Source organism: Pseudarthrobacter siccitolerans, from assembly GCF_030823375.1.
GTDB lineage: Bacteria > Actinomycetota > Actinomycetes > Actinomycetales > Micrococcaceae > Arthrobacter > Arthrobacter siccitolerans_A.
On sequence record NZ_JAUSXB010000001.1, the window covers coordinates 3,608,845 to 3,624,611 of the forward strand.

Annotated in this window: 16 protein-coding genes; 11 read left to right on the top strand and 5 right to left on the bottom strand. The window is 65.7% G+C overall.

Features of this window, described 5'->3' with window-relative positions:
• Nucleotides 1-17: 17 nt before the first annotated feature.
• Both QFZ36_RS16895 and tmk read right to left on the bottom strand, forming a co-directional pair.
• Entirely contained in the window at nt 18-1,160 is a 1,143-nt protein-coding gene (locus tag QFZ36_RS16895) for a DNA polymerase III subunit delta' (protein ID WP_306638116.1), read from the bottom strand.
• Nucleotides 1,157-1,813 carry a dTMP kinase gene (gene tmk / locus QFZ36_RS16900; RefSeq protein WP_306638117.1) on the bottom strand — a complete coding sequence of 219 codons (657 nt, stop codon included), beginning with the start codon at nt 1,811-1,813 and terminating at the stop codon, nt 1,157-1,159. The genes QFZ36_RS16895 and tmk overlap by 4 nt, the downstream gene beginning before the upstream one ends.
• Before the next feature lie 110 nt (nt 1,814-1,923).
• Here tmk and QFZ36_RS16905 point away from each other — a divergent pair, with 110 nt between their 5' ends.
• On the top strand, nt 1,924-3,114 hold the full coding sequence (locus tag QFZ36_RS16905) for a trans-sulfuration enzyme family protein (protein ID WP_306638118.1): 1,191 nt from the start codon (nt 1,924-1,926) through the stop codon (nt 3,112-3,114).
• Between the two features lie 9 nt (nt 3,115-3,123).
• On the top strand, nt 3,124-3,477 hold the full coding sequence (locus QFZ36_RS16910) for a DUF2516 family protein (RefSeq protein ID WP_306638119.1): 354 nt from the start codon (nt 3,124-3,126) through the stop codon (nt 3,475-3,477).
• Between the two features lie 142 nt (nt 3,478-3,619).
• On the opposite strand, the gene QFZ36_RS16915 is transcribed toward QFZ36_RS16910, so the two are convergent.
• Nucleotides 3,620-4,465, bottom strand: coding sequence for a class I SAM-dependent methyltransferase (locus QFZ36_RS16915; protein WP_373427053.1), 846 nt, complete (start codon nt 4,463-4,465; stop codon nt 3,620-3,622).
• A 113-nt stretch (nt 4,466-4,578) separates the two neighbouring features.
• Between QFZ36_RS16915 and QFZ36_RS16920 the strand changes: the two genes are divergently transcribed.
• A complete protein-coding gene (locus QFZ36_RS16920; RefSeq protein ID WP_306638121.1) occupies nt 4,579-5,325 on the top strand; it encodes a phosphoglyceromutase in 747 nt (248 codons plus the stop codon).
• Between the two features lie 75 nt (nt 5,326-5,400).
• Here QFZ36_RS16920 and phoU read toward each other — a convergent pair whose 3' ends face one another.
• Nucleotides 5,401-6,063 carry a phosphate signaling complex protein PhoU gene (gene phoU / locus QFZ36_RS16925; RefSeq protein ID WP_306638122.1) on the bottom strand — a complete coding sequence of 221 codons (663 nt, stop codon included), beginning with the start codon at nt 6,061-6,063 and terminating at the stop codon, nt 5,401-5,403.
• 207 nt (nt 6,064-6,270) lie between these two features.
• On the opposite strand from phoU, the gene QFZ36_RS16930 reads away from it, so the two are divergent.
• Both QFZ36_RS16930 and QFZ36_RS16935 read left to right on the top strand, forming a co-directional pair.
• Nucleotides 6,271-7,512, top strand: coding sequence for a sensor histidine kinase (locus tag QFZ36_RS16930; RefSeq protein WP_306639256.1), 1,242 nt, complete (start codon nt 6,271-6,273; stop codon nt 7,510-7,512).
• Entirely contained in the window at nt 7,509-8,189 is a 681-nt protein-coding gene (locus QFZ36_RS16935) for a response regulator transcription factor (protein ID WP_306638123.1), read from the top strand. The genes QFZ36_RS16930 and QFZ36_RS16935 overlap by 4 nt, the downstream gene beginning before the upstream one ends.
• 87 nt (nt 8,190-8,276) lie before the next feature.
• Here QFZ36_RS16935 and QFZ36_RS16940 read toward each other — a convergent pair whose 3' ends face one another.
• Nucleotides 8,277-8,870, bottom strand: coding sequence for a hypothetical protein (locus tag QFZ36_RS16940; RefSeq protein ID WP_306639257.1), 594 nt, complete (start codon nt 8,868-8,870; stop codon nt 8,277-8,279).
• Between the two features lie 272 nt (nt 8,871-9,142).
• On the opposite strand from QFZ36_RS16940, the gene QFZ36_RS16945 reads away from it, so the two are divergent.
• The 6 genes from QFZ36_RS16945 (at nt 9,143) to glgX (ending at nt 15,763) form a co-directional block, all read left to right on the top strand.
• On the top strand, nt 9,143-9,625 hold the full coding sequence (locus QFZ36_RS16945; RefSeq protein WP_011690592.1) for a CarD family transcriptional regulator: 483 nt from the start codon (nt 9,143-9,145) through the stop codon (nt 9,623-9,625).
• Between the two features lie 97 nt (nt 9,626-9,722).
• Complete coding sequence (ispD, locus tag QFZ36_RS16950) at nt 9,723-10,505, top strand: 2-C-methyl-D-erythritol 4-phosphate cytidylyltransferase (RefSeq protein ID WP_306638124.1); 783 nt, start codon at nt 9,723-9,725, stop codon at nt 10,503-10,505.
• A gap of 14 nt (nt 10,506-10,519) precedes the next feature.
• On the top strand, nt 10,520-11,023 hold the full coding sequence (ispF, locus tag QFZ36_RS16955; protein ID WP_306638125.1) for a 2-C-methyl-D-erythritol 2,4-cyclodiphosphate synthase: 504 nt from the start codon (nt 10,520-10,522) through the stop codon (nt 11,021-11,023).
• A 9-nt stretch (nt 11,024-11,032) separates the two neighbouring features.
• Nucleotides 11,033-12,511, top strand: coding sequence for a cysteine--tRNA ligase (gene cysS / locus QFZ36_RS16960; protein WP_306638126.1), 1,479 nt, complete (start codon nt 11,033-11,035; stop codon nt 12,509-12,511).
• A 103-nt stretch (nt 12,512-12,614) separates the two neighbouring features.
• Nucleotides 12,615-13,604 carry a 23S rRNA (guanosine(2251)-2'-O)-methyltransferase RlmB gene (gene rlmB / locus QFZ36_RS16965; RefSeq protein ID WP_306638127.1) on the top strand — a complete coding sequence of 330 codons (990 nt, stop codon included), beginning with the start codon at nt 12,615-12,617 and terminating at the stop codon, nt 13,602-13,604.
• Nucleotides 13,605-13,633: 29 nt separating this feature from the next.
• Nucleotides 13,634-15,763: a glycogen debranching protein GlgX gene (gene glgX / locus QFZ36_RS16970; RefSeq protein ID WP_306638128.1), complete on the top strand. Its 2,130-nt coding sequence runs from the start codon at nt 13,634-13,636 to the stop codon at nt 15,761-15,763.
• The last annotated feature ends 4 nt before the right edge of the window (nt 15,764-15,767 follow it).

Sequence of the window (15,767 nt, forward strand, 5' to 3'; positions counted from 1 at the left end):
GGTCTCCTTGGAGGGGGCTAGATCAGGCTGGCTGCCATGGACTCAATGGTCAACAGCGGGGCAACGTTGGTGGTGGTGATGCGTTCACGGGCTTTGTTGATGGCGTCCATCCGGGCAAGGGTGGCTTCTGGGGTGGAGCGGCTGGCGAACTCCTCCAATTCACCCCTGATCTCAACGTTTACGAGCTCCACAGCATTCCCGAGCTGGATAATCATCACATCCCGGTAGAAGGACAGCAGGTCTGTGAGGGTACGGTCCAGGGAATCGGTGACGGACCGTTTGGCACGGCGTTTCTGGTCTTCCTCCAGTTGCTTCACCTGGCTCCGCATGGCCGGCGGAAGCGTGCCCGACTCGGGTGCTCCAAGCGTGGCCAGCAACGCGGCCTTCTCGGCGGCGTCGCGTTCCTCGTTGGAACTCGTGGCCTCGGCGGTGGCAATTTTAACCAGCTTTTCCGCCATCATCACCGCGGCTGTGACCCCGCGCAGGCCCAGCGGGAACCTCACCGTCTCCAGCCGGCGCTCCCGGGCCGCAGGATCCCGCGCGAGCCGCCGGGCGATGCCCACATGGCTTTGTGCCGCCCGGGCCGCGCGCTCCGCCAAGGCCGGCTCCACGCCGTCGCGCTTTACCAGCAAAGCAGCCACATCAGCGGCGGGCGGCAGACGCAGCGCCACGCTGCGGCAGCGCGAGCGGATGGTCACCAGTACATCGGCGGGGGACGGCGCGCACAGCATCCACACCGTCCGCGGGGTTGGCTCCTCGATCGCCTTGAGGAGGACGTTCGTGGTCCGCTCGGCCATCCGGTCCGCGTCCTCCACCACGATGATCCGCCAACGGCCGGCTGATGGCCGGTTCCCTGCTGCGGCCACCAGTTCCCGGGCCTCGTCAATGGTGATGGTCACTTTTTCAGTCCGGACGAACGTGACGTCCGAATGGGTTTCGCCCAGGATGGTCAGGCACGCGGGGCACTGCCCGCAACCGCGCCGGGTGACGTCCTCCTGGTCGCAGTTCAACGCGGCCGCAAAAGCCTTGGCCGCATTCGAACGGCCCGAGCCCGGCGGCCCGGTGAAGAGCCAAGCGTGCGTCAGGTTTTCGCCGCTCGAGGCCTGGCGCAATTGTTCGACGACGGCGGCCTGGCCCTGCAGGTCTTCCCATACGCTCATGCGCTGCCCACTTCCGCGGCGGCCAGCAGGGCGTCCACGCGCTGGAGGATGTGCGCTGCCAGCTCATCGACGGGAAGGTGAGCCGGAAGCACCAGGTAGGAACCGGCACGGCTGGCTGCCAGTTCCAGGAAGGCGTCCCGGATCCGCACGTGGAAGTCGTCAGCTTCGGATTCCAGCCGGTCTTCGGCAGCATCGCCAGCGGTCCTGCGGCTGCGGCCCACTTCTGGGTCAACGTCCAGCAGCACGGTGAGGTGGGGCTCCAGGCCGGAGGTGGCCCAGGCATTAATGGACCGCACGGCGTCCTTGCCGAGGTCCCGCCCGGCGCCCTGGTAGGCAACCGATGAATCGATGTAGCGGTCCGTCAAAACCACCTCGCCGCGGTCAAGGGCGGGCCGGATGACCTGGGTTGCATGCGCCGCACGCGAGGCGGCAAAGATCAGCGCTTCGGTGTGGGCATCGATGTGCCCCTGGCCATGGTCCAGGACCAGGGACCGCAGTTTCTCGCCAATCGGGGTACCGCCGGGCTCCCGCGTACGCAGGACAGTGAGTCCGCGCGATTCGAGGGCGTCCGCGAGCCGGGCCGCCTGGGTGGACTTACCGGCGCCGTCCCCGCCCTCAAAAGCGATGAAAAGGCCCGCCCGTTGTTTGCTCACTGCATAAGCCTACCGATCCGCACCGTCAAGTGCAGTTTGAAGGCGGTGCCATGTGGACAGTGCAGTAACGGCTTTCAGGGGCCTGCACAGCGGACAGTACGCTTTTCACCATGAGTCTTTCCGAACATCAAGCGGTGTCCCTGGCAGCTGAGACGGTAGTGGTGGCCGCCGGACGCCCCCCAAGGGAGAGGGACCAGCCGGTCAACCCGCCCATCGTCCTGTCCTCCACATACTTTGGCACCGGACCGCTTGCTGACGGCGACCGCGGCTATGGCCGGTACTCCAACCCCACCTGGGATCCCTTTGAAGAAGCGCTCGGCCAGCTCGAAGGCTCGGAACTGCCCGGCCTCCTCTATGCATCCGGCCTGGCCGCCGTCAGTTCGGCGCTCTCCCTCATCCCGGCCGGGGGAGTGCTCGTGATGCCGGCGCACAGCTATTCCGGATCCCTGGTGATGGCCGCAGAGCTGGCCCAAAAGGGTTTCATCGAACTCCGGACCGTAGACATTGCGGAAACGGACGCCGTCAGGGAAGCACTCTCGCCCAGCGGTCCGGCAGCGCGCTCCGCCGCCATGCTGTGGCTGGAGAGTCCCACGAATCCCATGCTGGGCATTGCCGACGTGCCTGCCCTCGCTGACGCCGCGCACGCTGCCGGAGCCATCGTGGTCACAGACAACACCTTTTCCACTCCCTTGGTCCAGCAGCCCCTGCTGCTGGGATCCGACGTCGTCCTGCACTCGGTGACCAAATACCTGGCGGGCCACTCCGACGTCGTCCTCGGAGCCCTGGTGACGTCCAACCCTGACATCCGTTCGGCACTGCTTCATCACCGGATCATCCACGGCGGGATCGCAGGCCCGTTCGAAGCCTGGCTCGCACTGCGCGGGCTGCGGACACTCGCGCTGAGGATCGAGCGGTCCCAGGCCTCTGCCCTGGTCCTGGCGGACAGGCTAGGGTCCCATCCCCTGGTCGAATCCCTCCGGTTCCCGGGCCTTCCCACGGACCCCGGGCACGAGCGGGCGAAGGCGCAGATGAAGGGCTTCGGCTCGATCATCTGCATCCAGGTGGCACCAGCGGGAGGGCTCAGCGGAGCCGAAGCCGCGGACGCGCTGGTGCAGGCGCTGGAACTGTGGCTTCCGGCGACGTCACTGGGCGGGGTTGAATCGCTGATCGAACGCCGCCGCCGGCATACGGCCGAACCGGCCAGTGTTCCCGAAAACCTGGTCCGCCTCAGCGTCGGCATCGAAAACGTCGAGGACCTCTGGGCTGACCTGAAGCAGGCGCTGGACGCGTTGGGCGGCTAGGCTGGGCTTGTGGACGGTGAACTTCTTATTCGGCCTGTAGAACAGGCAATTTTCTTCATTCTTGCCCTGGTGGCGCTGGGACTGGAGCTGTGGGCCGTGGTGGACTGCGCCCGCCACCGCGCGAATGCGTTCGAGGCTACCGGAAAGAGGACCAAGACTTTCTGGCTGGCATTGACCGGCGGCGCCGCCCTGGTAGGCGTCATCTCCTTTTTCGGCAGCGGCGGTGGCTTTTTCGGCACGCTGGGGCTGTTCGGGCTCGCGGCCGTGGTGGCGGCGTCCGTCTACCTCGCCGACGTCCGCCCGGCTGTCAAGGATGCCGGCCGCGGCGGCAGCCGCAACACCGGCCCTTACGGGCCCTGGTAATCCCCACCGGCCCCCTAGCCTCGCAAGCTCGCCCAGGGAACCCTGCCGGCGTGGGCCCACCACCGGGCCCCTAGCCTCGCAAGCTCGCCCAGGGAACCCCCCGGCGTGGGCCCACCACGGCCCCCTGCGTCGCAGAGTTGGATTAGCCGCGCGGGGCCACCGCTTCCCAACCCACCGTCAACTCTCCCAGCCGCCACCGCCCCGGCCCGTCCTGCACCGGCCACCCGGCGTCGCGCAAAAGGCGGCACATGGACTGCCAGCGCTGCCGGTTGCCGAACGCTGCCAGCGGGGCAGACTCCAGCCAGAACCGGTCCATGGCCTGCATCAGGGCATGGACCGGTTCGCCGGGGACGTTGCGGTGGATCAGCGCCTTGGGCAGCCGCTCGGCTGCGTCTGAGGGCAGGGTAAAGCTGCCGAACCGCATGGATATGCTGAGCGAGAGCGGCCGCTCGGCGTCCAGTGCCACCCACGTCACCCGCCGCCCGATCTCGTCGCAGGTGCCATCGATGAACAGTCCGTCCCGGGACAGCCGGTCCTGCACCAGCCGCCAGATGCCCGCCACATCCGCTTCCTCGTACTGCCGCAGCACATTAAAGGCGCGCACCAGCACCGGCCTGCCCGGAACAGGAATTTCAAAACCGCCCACATGGAAGCTCAGACCGGGCCGTTGAAGGGGCAGGGCTGCGCGGACGCGGTCAGGCTCGATCTCGATCCCGCACACCTGTACGTCCGGCCGCACAGCAGAGAGCCGCTCAAAAAGTTCGACGGCGGTGGCCGGGGTGGCGCCGTATCCCAGGTCCACCACCAGGGGGCTGGCGGCGGACCGGAGCCGCCAGGCCTGCGGCCCGGTCAACCAGCGGTCCAGCCGTCGCATGCGGTTGGGGTTGGTGGTGCCCCGGGTGACGTTGCCGACCGGCCGCCCCTGCCTGCCGGCCAGGTTCCTGCCGGTGATCTGCGGGGAAGTCACCCGTTCAGCTTTTTGCACCACCGCCCAACCTTATCGCTGCGGCTTGCCGTTGGTGACGGCCCCTTCGTGACGCTGGAGGGGTGCCGGCTGTAACGCTGGGCGGGCGGCAGCGGCGCTCGGCTAGGATGAAAATCATGACTTACAAGCTGATTCTGCTGCGCCACGGCCACAGCGAATGGAACGCCAAGAACCTTTTCACCGGCTGGGTGGACGTAGACCTTAACGACCAGGGCCGTACGGAAGCAGCACGGGGCGGGGAGCTCCTGGTTGAGAACGAAGTTCTCCCGGACATCCTCTACACCTCCTTGTTGAAGCGCGCCATCAACACCGCCAACATCGCGCTGGACAAGGCCGACCGCGGCTGGATCCCGGTCAAGCGGGACTGGCGCCTCAACGAACGCCACTACGGTGCCCTGCAGGGCAAGGACAAGGCCCAGACCCTGGCCGAATACGGCGAAGAGCAGTTCATGGAGTGGCGCCGTTCCTACGACACCCCGCCGCCGCCCCTTGACGACAACTCCGAGTTCTCCCAGGCACGGGACCCCCGCTATGCAGATCTCGGCGACGCCCTTCCGCGCACGGAATGCCTGAAGGATGTCCTGGTCCGCCTGCTGCCGTACTGGGAATCAGATATCAAGGAAGACCTGAAGGCCGGGAAGACCGTCCTGGTTACCGCCCACGGCAACTCGCTGCGCGCACTCGTCAAGCACCTCGACGGCGTCAGCGACGAAGCCATCGCAGGCCTCAACATTCCCACCGGCATCCCGCTGGTCTATGACCTGGACGAAGACTTCCAGCCGATCAAGCCGGGCGGCACGTACCTCGACCCGGAAGCCGCTGCCGAGGCGATCCTGGCAGTTGCCAACCAAGGCAAAAAATAGGCCTTCTTACGCGTACGACCGCGGGCCGGTCACTTTTGGTGACCGGCCCGCCGTCTTTGTTCGCAGCGTTTGCTGTCAGCTGTGCTCGATGCCGTTCGGCTGCCAGGCACCGGTCACCAGGTAGGTGACTTTCTGCGCCACGGAGACGCCGTGGTCCGCAAACCGCTCGAAGTAACGGCTGGCCAAGGCCACGTCCACGGTAGTGGCGGGCGTCTCGTCCCAGTCCGGGGCCGCGATGGCCTTAAAGACGCTCAGGTGCAGATCGTTGATGGCGGTGTTTGCCTTCAGGATGTCCCGGGCCACCTCAAGGTCGCGGGTTTCCAGGAGAACCGTGAGCTTGTCCGCAATTTCCTGGTCCAGGTCCGCCATGCTCTTGAACGTCGCCGTCATGGATTCCGGGATAACGATCGAGGGGAAGCGGAGGCGGGCCAGCTGGGCGATGTGCCGCGCAAGGTCACCCATGCGCTCCAGTGAGGCGCTCATCCGCAGGGACCCCACGATCATCCGGAGGTCGCTGGCAACAGGGCCCTGCAGCGCCAGGATGTCGATGGCCCGTTCGTCCAGGCTGTTCTGCAGGAAGTCGATGCGGGCGTCCGCAGCGATCACGTCCTGGGCAAGATCCACGTCCGCCACCTGGAACGAGGTGGTGGCCTTGACCATCGCCTCGCTGACCAGCCGGGAAATCTCCACCAGCTGGTCACCAACCTGGGTGAGCTCTTCCTGAAAAACCTTACGCACGTAGGCGTCCTTTCCTTGGAACTCCCGTGCCGCCCGCACCCGGACAGCAGGAATTCATGTCGCCGTTCGGCAGTCCAACTCGTTACTCTGCCAGTATCCGGTAAACGGTTGAGCCCCTGAAGATGAACGTTAGTTGAACCGTTGGCGCAGCAGGCCCGGACGTGCCGATGGCCGGTTACCAGCACATAAGGTGGAGCTGTGGATCCTATGCTCATCGGTCTCGTCGCCGGCCTCATTGGCCTGGCGCTCGGCACCTTCGGAGTGCTTGCCTCCAGGGTCAGCGAGAAGCAGCGGCAGCTACTGGACATCGACGCCGATGAGCTGGCACTGCCGGCCGGTGCGGCCGAGGTGCTCGCCGTCGTCGGACGCGCCTTTGTGGTGGTGGACGCGGTGGACGGTGTGGTCCGCGCCAGTCCCGCCGCCTACGCTTACGGGCTGGTCCGCGGGCACACGGTGGTCCACAAGGAACTGCTGGCCATGACGGCAGGAGTCCGGCGCGACGGCGTCATCCTTGAGAAGCAGCTGGAGCTGCCGCGGGGACCGCTGGGGCACGGCACCATCATTGTCCAGGTGCGCGCAGCCATGCTCGGTGAGGAATACATCCTCCTGCTGGCAGACGACCGCACGGAGATCACCCGCACCGAGGAAATCCGCAACGACTTTGTGGCCAACGTGTCCCACGAACTGAAGACTCCCGTTGGCGCCATTTCCCTGCTCGCCGAAGCACTGGAGTCCTCGGCCGATGACGAAGAGGCAGTGCGGCGGTTCGCCAAGCGCATGCATAAGGAGTCCGGCCGGCTCGCTGCCCTGGTCCAGGACATCATCGAACTGTCCCGGCTCCAGGGCGCCAGCGTCTCGCAGGAGGGCCGCCCCGTTGACGTCAATGCGGTGATTGCGGAGGCGGTGGACCGTTCCCAGCTCCCGGCCGAAAGCAAGAACATCCGCATCGAGGTTGGCGGCCGGACCGAGGGAATGGTCTTCGGCGACCAGGACCTCCTGGTGACCGCGCTGCGCAACCTGATCGACAACGCCATCCGCTACTCCCCGGCGAACACCCGGGTAGGCATCGGCGTCCGCTCCAGGGACGGGCTGGTGTCGATCTCTGTGACGGACCAGGGGGAGGGACTCAGCGCCGAGGACCAGGAGCGCGTTTTCGAGCGTTTCTACCGCGTTGATGCGGCCCGCTCCCGCCACACGGGCGGCACAGGCCTGGGACTGAGCATCGTCAAACATGTCGCTTCCAACCACGGAGGGGAAGTCACCCTCTGGTCCCAGCCCGGCCAGGGTTCCACGTTCACCCTCCGCCTTCCCGAGATGGAGGGCCAGGACGGCGAGGAAGTGCTTCCGCTGCCCGCAGTTCACAGTGCCTCAACGCAGGGGCCTGCACAGCCCAATGTCACCCAAGGATCACGCGCCGCAGGCGCAAAAGAACGAGGAGCCAACGCTTGAGCAGGATTTTGATTGTGGAGGACGAGGAATCGTTCAGCGATCCCTTGTCCTATTTGCTGGGTAAGGAAGGGTTCGAGGTGGAAGTGGTGGACAACGGACTGGACGCCATCACCGAATTCGACCGGAACGGAGCCGACCTTGTCCTGCTGGACCTCCAGCTTCCCGGACTGTCCGGCACGGAGGTCTGCCGCCAGTTGCGCCAGCGCTCCACGGTCCCTGTGATCATGCTGACGGCCAAGGATGCCGAAATCGACAAGGTAGTGGGCCTGGAACTGGGCGCGGACGACTACGTCACCAAGCCGTACTCGTCGCGTGAACTGGTGGCCAGGGTCAGGGCCGTACTGCGCCGCCAGGGCGAACCGGAGGAGCTGATCTCCTCCACTGTCCAGGCTGGGCCCGTGCGGATGGACATCGAACGGCACGTTGTGAGCGTGGGCGGCGAGCAGGTGCTGCTCCCGTTGAAGGAGTTCGAACTCCTGGAGATGCTCCTGCGCAACTCGGGTCGGGTGCTCACGCGCGGGCAGCTGATAGACCGCGTCTGGGGTTCGGACTACGTGGGCGACACCAAAACCCTCGATGTCCACGTCAAGCGGCTGCGCGGCAAGATTGAACCCGACCCCTCGGCGCCACGGTACCTGGTGACGGTCCGCGGGCTCGGTTACAAGTTCGAGCCGTAGCGCCTAAGGGCGCAGGCGGGACCGAAGGACAAACAAAAAGGGAGGGGCCGGCAGGCCCCTCCCTTTTCCATGCGTTGCCTGCAGGCCTTAGTGGCCGGTTCCGCTGGCGGAGGGCGAAGACGTTGCGCTTTCGGAAGCGGTCGATGACGTTGCGCTTTCGGTAGCGGTCGATGACGGGGAAGCTGAGGTGCTGGCCGAAGGGGAGCTGCCGGCCGGCAGGTATTCCTTGTACTCCGGAAGTGTTGCGTCCACCACCGGCACCTTCACGGTGTTGCTGACGTTGGTGCCGTCTTCGGTGACCTTCACGTCAACGAGGGAGCCAGGGGCGCCGCCGCTGGTGCTCAGGATGGCTTCGTCCGAGCTTTCGTTCAGCAGCGTGTACGAGTTCGCCTTGACCGGAACTTCAGTCTGGGAGCCTTCGGCCCCGTTGAGCTTCAGCGTTACATCTTTGGAGGACGAGTTGTAGACAGCACCGATCACCCGTCCGGGCTCATCCTTGCCGGAAGAAACAATGAGGATGTTGCGCAGCTGGAGCGGGCCGAGGTCGGCGCGGATGCCGTCCGAAGCGGAGTACTGCCGGTTTGTCTGCTGGGGTGTGATGTATCCGCAGCCCGCCGTCAGCAGGCCGACGCTAAGGGCGGCCCCCGTCAGTGCCAGTTTGGCGCGTTGGGCCCGGTTCATCGCAGTGAAACGCACGTCACGTACTCCTCGAGAGTTTTGAAAAATTATTCAGCCATAGCCTAGCCGCAATCCCGGGCAAAAGAGGATTCGGGAAGCGTCATAACACCCTTGGCAGCGCACCCGCGATGCACTATTATCCGCGTTCGTCAAGGGGTTGAAGGGGGTCGATTGTGCCGTTTTTCCGCGGATTTTCGCGGTTCCGGACCCTTTTGGCGGCCGGTCATATGCCTGAATCGTGATAAACTGGTCTGCGGGAAAGGGGAAATGTCCACATGGTATTTGAGGTCGGCGAGACAGTAGTTTACCCTCACCACGGTGCTGCGAAAATTGAAGAAATCAAGATGCGCACCATCAAGGGCGAAGAGAAGATGTATCTCAAGCTCAAGGTGGCTCAGGGTGATCTGACCATTGAAGTTCCAGCAGAGAATGTTGATCTTGTTGGCGTTCGGGACGTAGTGGGCAAGGAAGGCCTGGAGCACGTGTTTGATGTGCTTCGCGCCGAGTTCACCGAAGAGCCCACCAACTGGTCACGCAGGTACAAGGCAAATCTGGAGAAGCTTGCTTCCGGTGACGTCATCAAGGTAGCAGAGGTCGTCCGCGACCTGTGGCGCCGCGATCACGACCGGGGCCTTTCCGCAGGCGAAAAGCGAATGCTGGCCAAAGCCCGGCAGATTCTGATTTCAGAACTGGCCTTGGCTGAAAAGACCGACGAGGAGAAGGCTGCAAGCGTTCTCGACGAGGTTCTGGCTTCCTAAGAATTGAACCCCGGTGGCACCCAAGTGCCGCCGGGGCTTCTTTTTGCCCGGATTCAGGTCCGGGCGGGGCAGGCTGCCGGGACGTAGGCTAGTCGGCATGAGTGAATCTCCCACCCGCCTTGTCACTGCCGTGATCCTGGTGGCCGCCGGCTCCGGGCAGCGGCTTGGCTACGGCATGCCCAAAGCTGCGGTTCCGCTGGGCGGCGAACCTATTCTCCTGCACGCCCTCAGGGGCATCGTCGCGTCCGGAGTCGCCAGCCAGGTCTGCATCGCGCTTCCAGCCGGCGATGACGCGCTCCGGCAGCTGTGCGAGGACTTCAGGGAGGAACTGGCCGACGGCGGCCCCCTCCTTTCAATGGTCGACGGCGGCGCCACCCGTGCCGACTCCGTCCGGGCCGGCATTGCTGTCCTGATGGACGGGATTGAGGCCGTGCTGGTCCACGACGCCGCCCGCGCTCTGACCCCCGAATCCGTCTTCCACCGGGTAACGGATGCCCTTGCGGCCGGCGCAGCCGCGGTGATTCCAGCCGTCCCGGTTGTGGATACCGTCAAGACCGTGGCTGCCACCACGGGAGAGGACAGCGCACTGGCGCCGGAGATTGTTACCGGCACCGCGCCCCGGGAGGAGCTGCGCGCGGTGCAGACGCCCCAGGGTTTCCAGCTCGGCACCCTCCTGAAAGCGCACGAGGCCGCCGGGACGCTGGACCGGCAGCAGTCCGCCGCCGTCACCGACGACGCCATGCTCGTGGAAATGCTGGGTACGCCCGTCCACGCCGTCCGCGGCTCCAGCCAGTCACTGAAGATCACCACCCCGCTGGACCTGATCCTCGCCGAGGGACTGCTGGAAGGGCCCTTGGGCGCCCGCTGGGTGGAGGGCTAGCAGTGGATTTCACAATGGTGATTCTTCCCCGTACCGGAATCGGCCTCGACGTCCATGCCTACGCGGCCAATGACACACCCCGTCCGCTCTGGCTTGGCGGCCTCTATTGGGAGGGGGAGCGCGGCCTCGCCGGGCACTCCGACGGCGACCCTGTGGCCCACGCGGCGGCGGACGCCCTTTTTTCGGCAGCCGGCATCGGCGACCTCGGAACCCATTTTGGAACCAGCCGCCCCGAATTCGCCGGCGCGTCCGGGGTCGCGTTGCTCGCGGAAGCGGCACGGATCGTGCGGGCTGCCGGCTTTGAAATCGGCAATGTCGCAGTCCAGTTCGTGGCCAACCGGCCCAAGTTCGGCCCCCGCCGGGAGGAATCGCAACGGGTTCTCAGCGAGGCCGCCGGCGCGCCCGTTAGCGTCACGGCAACCACCAGCGACGGCCTGGGGTTCGCCGGCCGCGGGGAAGGCATCAGCGCAGTGGCCACCGCACTGGTGTATCCGAGCCAGTCCGGCGCCATCGGCTAATCTGGAGCGGTGACCCTGCGCTTCTATGACACTGCCTCCGCCGAAGTCCGGAACTTCGTCCCCCTCGTCGAGGGCAAGGCCAGCCTCTACTACTGCGGGGCCACGGTGCAGGGGATGCCCCACGTTGGCCATATCCGCTCCGCCATTGCGTTCGACCAGCTCACCCGCTGGCTCCAGTACCGCGGCCTCCGGGTCACCGTGGTCCGCAACGTCACTGACATCGACGACAAGATCCTGGCAAAGTCCGAGGCCTCGTTCGCGCCGGACTTCAGCCCGGAACCCGGCGAAGTGGCGGGGGAAGAATGGTGGGCCCTCGCCTACCGCTACGAGCAGGAATTCCTGAAGGCCTATGACGCCCTGGGCGTTTCCCGGCCCACGTACGAGCCCCGTGCCACGGGGCACATCCCGGAGATGCACGCGCTGATCCAGCAGCTGATCGACCGCGGGCACGCCTACCCGGCCCTGGACGACTCCGGGGACGTGTACTTTGACGTCCGTTCTTGGAGCAAATACGGCGCCCTCACCAGGCAGAACATCGACGACATGCAGGCAGCCCCGGACGCCGACCCGCGGGGGAAGAAGGATCCCCGCGATTTCGCGCTATGGAAGGGGTCGAAAGCCGGCGAACCGGCGACGGCGGGTTGGGCCTCCCCGTGGGGAACGGGACGGCCGGGCTGGCACCTTGAGTGCTCCGCCATGGTCACCAAGTACTTGGGCATCGAGTTTGATATCCATGGTGGCGGCCTGGACCTGCGGTTCCCGCACCATGAAAACGAGCTGGCCCAGTCCCAGGCGGCAGGCCACCCGTTCGCCAACTTCTGGATGCATAACGGCATGGTCACCTATGAGGGCGAAAAGATGTCCAAGTCCATCGGGAACACCGTCAGTCCTGCCGAGATGCTGGAGCTGGCCCCACCCCGGGTAGTCCGCTACTACCTCGGCCAGGCGCATTACCGCTCCGTCCTGGACTACCGCCCCACCTCCCTCCAGGAAGCCGCGGCCGCCGTCGAACGCATTGACGGGTTTATCGCCAAAGCTGCCGCCCGCTCCGGCGATGGCGCCGGGTCCGCGGGCAGCCCGGTGGCGGGGGCCTTTGGTTCGTCCGAGGAGGCAGTGCGTACGTTCTCCGAGGCGATGGACGACGACCTTAACGTTCCGCGCGCACTTGCGGCACTTCACGAGACCGTCCGCGCCGGGAACACGGCCCTCGCCGAAGGTGACGATGTCTCGGCCCGGGATGCGCTGAATGCTGTGACCACCATGACTGAGGTCCTCGGCCTCAATGCCGTGGCTGGTACCGATGCCGGCAACAGCAAGGAAGCAGCCGCCCTGGAGGTCCTGGTGCAGGCGCAGCTGGAAGCACGGGCTGCGGCGCGTGCGGACAAGAACTGGGCGGCATCGGACGCCATCCGGGACACGCTCAACCAGGCCGGCGTCGTGGTGGAGGACGGCCCGGACGGGGCAACCTGGACCCTGAAGCGGGACTAAGCCGCTGCACCGGCCGGGTACGTCAAAACCGTTGACCGCCGATTTTTCTTCGGTCAGTAGACTGGTAGGCAGACTCAGTCAGCACAATCAAGGGTGGAACACAATGGCCAACAATGGTCGCCGATCGGTTAAAGCGAAGAAGGGCCCAACCATCGGGACCGGTGGCCATGGCCGCAAGGCCCTGGAAGGCAAGGGACCCACGCCCAAGGCGGAGGACCGCCCGTACCACAAAGCACACAAGGCCAAGCAGCTCTCCGAGCGCTCCGCGGCCAAGCGCGGCACCGGGGCACGCAGCGCCGGTGCAGCAAAGTCCGGTCCCAAGGGGCGTGCCACCGAAGAAGTGGTCACGGGCCGGAACTCCGTGGTGGAGGCGCTCCGGGCAGGCATTCCCGCCAAAGCCCTGCACGTTGCCATCCGCATCGAAATGGACGACCGAGTTAAGGAATCCCTGAAGCTTGCCGCCGAGCGCGGCATCCCCCTGATGGAGACCGGCAAGCCTGAACTGGACCGGATGACGGACGACGCCGTCCACCAGGGCCTGGTGCTCCAGATTCCGCCCTACGAGTACCAGGACGCCTACGAGCTCGCCGAGGACACTGTGGCGAAGTGGAAGAAGGGCCACGTCGCCAACGCACCGCTCTTCGTCGCCCTGGACGGCATCACGGACCCCCGCAACCTGGGCGCGATCATCCGCTCCGTTTCCGCCTTCAGCGGCCACGGCGTGATCGTGCCGGAGCGCCGCTCAGTGGGCGTCACCGCCTCCGCCTGGAAGACCAGCGCCGGGGCGGCCGTGCGTGTTCCCGTGGCCCGCGCCTCCAACCTCAACAGCGCGTTGAAGCAGTTCAAGAACATGGGCATCTTTGTCCTGGGCCTGGACGGCGACGGCGACGTGTCACTTCCCGACCTGACGCTCGCCACCGAACCGGTGTGCATTGTGGTGGGTTCGGAAGGCAAGGGCCTCAGCCGGCTAGTCCGCGAAAACTGCGACCAGATCGTGTCGATCCCCATTGACTCGGCCATGGAATCCCTGAACGCCTCCATGGCCGTGGGCATCTCACTGTACGAAGTGTCCCGCCAGCGCGCGGCAAAATAGCAGGTCCGGTGGCGGCTAGGATTTAGATGATGGCCATGCCGCTTTTTGACACTGCTGCGTCCACCACGGACGCCTCTATGGCGCTTCCGCTCGGTGTCAGTGTCCCGCGCCCGGACGTGGCCCGGGTTGGTCTAACGAGCAACGGAAAGGCATCCGCGGCGCAGGCCAACGTGGCCTGCTACGCCCCGGGTGTCCGCAACCTGGAAATTGTCTACAAGGCTCCCGGCGGCGATTGGCGTGTCCAAGCACTGCCCAATGTGAGCCAGGGCGTCCATCACGGGTTGGTGGACAACCTGCCGTACGGCTCGCGGTATGGCTTCCGTGAAGCAGCGGCGGGGCATTCCCTGCCGGTGGCTGTGCCCGCCGGCGGCATTGACGACGACGGCCGGCAGCCGCTGCTGCTGGACCCCTATGGCCGTGCGGTGGACCAGTCTGACGGTTTCCTGACGAGCGTACGGATGGCCGGCGACTTCGACTGGGGGCAGGACGCGCGGCTGAAGCTGCCGTGGCGGGACACCATCGTTTATGAGGCGCATGTCCGCGGGCAGAGCATGCTCCACCCGGACGTGCCCGAAGAACTCCGCGGAACGTACGCCGGCCTGGCACACCCTGCCATCCTGGAGCACCTCAAAAGCCTCGGCATCACGTCCGTCCAGCTGCTGCCCGTGCACTTCCACCTGGATGAGCCGCACCTGCAGGACCTGGGCCTGACCAATTACTGGGGTTACAACACCGCCGCCTTTTTCGCCCCGCACCCCGGCTACGCCACCAAGGCTGCGCAGGAAGCCGGCCCCCAGGCTGTCCAGGATGAGTTCAAGGGCATGGTCAAGGCGCTGCATGGCGCCGGGCTGGAAGTCATCCTCGATGTGGTCTACAACCACACGGCTGAGGGCGGCGCCGATGGCCCGGCGATCAGCTTCCGCGGCCTGGGGGAGGACAAGTACTACCGCACCGACGGGCACGGCAAGTACGTGGACACCACCGGCTGCGGCAACAGCCTGGACTTTTCCCAGCCCCGTGTGGTCCAGCTGGTCCTGGACTCCTTGCGGCACTGGGTGGATGAGTTCCACATCGACGGCTTCCGGTTTGACCTGGCAGTGACGCTCTGCCGGAATGCGGCCAACGAGTTCGATCCGAAGCACCCGTTCCTGGTTGATATCGCAGCGGATCCGGTTTTGGCCGATGTGAAGCTTATTGCCGAACCTTGGGATGTGGGTTACGGCGGGTGGCAGACCGGGCGGTTCCCGGCGGGCTGGGCGGACTGGAATGATCATTTCCGGGACGCCGTACGCTCCTTCTGGCTGGCCGACCGGGCTGCCCTGGAGTCCGGCGGCCAGGGTGGTTCGGTTTCCAGGCTCGCGGACGTCCTGTCCGGTTCCGCAGCCCTCTTTGCCGCCTCCGGCCGTTCCCGCCTGGCCTCGCTGAATTACATCGCCTCCCACGACGGCTTCACCATGAATGATCTCGTTTCCTATGACCGGAAGCACAACGAGGCCAACGGCGAGCAGAACCGGGACGGGCACGGCGACAACCGCAGCTACAACCACGGTTTCGAAGGCCCCACCGAGGACGGCCTGGTCCTGGCCAGGCGTGCGCAGTCGCGCCGCAACCTCATGGCCTCGCTGATGGTTTCCCTGGGCGTCCCTATGATCACGGCCGGCGACGAACTGGCGCGGACGCAGCAGGGTAACAACAACGCCTATTGCCAGGACAACGCCATCGCCTGGCTGGACTGGACCAGGACGCCGGAATCGCATGAGATGCTCCGGAGCACCAAGCGGTACATCCGCCTGCGCAAGGAGTTCCTGGCCGCACAGCCCAGCGACTTCCCGGTGCGGGACGAACAGTCCTACCTCTACTGGTTCGACCAGGCCGGCCAGCCCATGTCCATGGAACGCTGGCACGATCCGCAGGACCGTGTCATGCAGCTCCTGCTCGGCTCCGACGACGGCACCCTGGCCGGCCTGGTGGTGGTGAACGGCAGTACGTCCGACGTGGAGATCACCCTGCCCCGGATCATTGCGGAGGGCGCTCCGCACCGGATGTTCGAGCTGCGTCTGACCACCTCGCCGCTGCATGAGCTCCGGCAGGGGATCCGGGTTTCGTCGGGGGAGAAGGACCTCGTCGAAGCCAACTCCATGAACATTTACCGCACGTAGTCCA

What these genes read in the sequence shown, in the direction of transcription:
- QFZ36_RS16895 (WP_306638116.1), bottom strand. Translation starts at nt 1,160, where the DNA reads ATGAGCGTATGGGAAGACCTGCAGGGCCAGGCCGCCGTCGTCGAACAA.
- QFZ36_RS16905 (WP_306638118.1), top strand. Translation starts at nt 1,924, where the DNA reads ATGAGTCTTTCCGAACATCAAGCGGTGTCCCTGGCAGCTGAGACGGTA.
- QFZ36_RS16920 (WP_306638121.1), top strand. Translation starts at nt 4,579, where the DNA reads ATGACTTACAAGCTGATTCTGCTGCGCCACGGCCACAGCGAATGGAAC.
- QFZ36_RS16930 (WP_306639256.1), top strand. Translation starts at nt 6,271, where the DNA reads ATGCTCATCGGTCTCGTCGCCGGCCTCATTGGCCTGGCGCTCGGCACC.
- QFZ36_RS16940 (WP_306639257.1), bottom strand. Translation starts at nt 8,870, where the DNA reads ATGAACCGGGCCCAACGCGCCAAACTGGCACTGACGGGGGCCGCCCTT.
- QFZ36_RS16945 (WP_011690592.1), top strand. Translation starts at nt 9,143, where the DNA reads ATGGTATTTGAGGTCGGCGAGACAGTAGTTTACCCTCACCACGGTGCT.
- ispD (WP_306638124.1), top strand. Translation starts at nt 9,723, where the DNA reads ATGAGTGAATCTCCCACCCGCCTTGTCACTGCCGTGATCCTGGTGGCC.
- ispF (WP_306638125.1), top strand. Translation starts at nt 10,520, where the DNA reads ATGGTGATTCTTCCCCGTACCGGAATCGGCCTCGACGTCCATGCCTAC.
- rlmB (WP_306638127.1), top strand. Translation starts at nt 12,615, where the DNA reads ATGGCCAACAATGGTCGCCGATCGGTTAAAGCGAAGAAGGGCCCAACC.
- glgX (WP_306638128.1), top strand. Translation starts at nt 13,634, where the DNA reads ATGGCCATGCCGCTTTTTGACACTGCTGCGTCCACCACGGACGCCTCT.